Below are 554 nucleotides of genomic sequence, written 5' to 3' on the forward strand. Positions count from 1 at the left end.
GGTGACCCCGTGTCCATCCGCCGCCTTCTCCCGAGTGGTTGTCGAGGCCCGCGCTGGCCGCCCGGATGGGTGAGGAACTGCCCTTCCACCGGGAGAACGGCGTCCATGTGCTGCTCTCGCAGACCGCGGACGGCCGGCTGACCATCGGCGACAGCCACGCGTACGCCAACACCCTCCACCCCTTCGAGAGCGAGGAGATCAACCAGGCGGTGGTGGACTATCTGGGCACCTTCGCCCAGCTGCCCAACCCGGCCATCACCGAGCGCTGGAGCGGCTACTACCCGTCTCTGCGGGACGGCCGTACGGAGCTGCTGACCGAGCCCGAACCGGGTGTCACCGTGGTGAACGGTGTCGGCGGCGCCGGGATGACCCTGTCGTTCGGGCTCGCCGAGGAGATCGTCGGAGGCTGACACCGGCCCGTACGGCGGCCCGCACGGCGTGGGCCCGCCACCCACCAGCCGGGTGTGGGGACCACCCAGAGGGTCACGTGAATGCGGGGGCGGGGGGTTTGTTTTAAAATACAGAATACACACACAGAGATATTTACAACCCAC

1 protein-coding gene is annotated in these 554 nt (G+C 67.7%); it reads left to right on the forward strand.

The window, feature by feature from the left end; genetic code table 11:
- The first annotated feature begins 38 nt into the window (after positions 1-38).
- The gene (locus ACFXBC_RS33895; protein WP_385033552.1) at positions 39-410 is read left to right on the forward strand and encodes an FAD-dependent oxidoreductase; all 372 of its coding nucleotides are present in this window, start codon (positions 39-41) and stop codon (positions 408-410) included.
- The last annotated feature ends 144 nt before the right edge of the window (positions 411-554 follow it).

Origin of the sequence: Streptomyces sp. NPDC059398 (assembly GCF_042751845.1) — a bacterium.
Classification (GTDB): Bacteria; Actinomycetota; Actinomycetes; order Streptomycetales; family Streptomycetaceae; genus Streptomyces.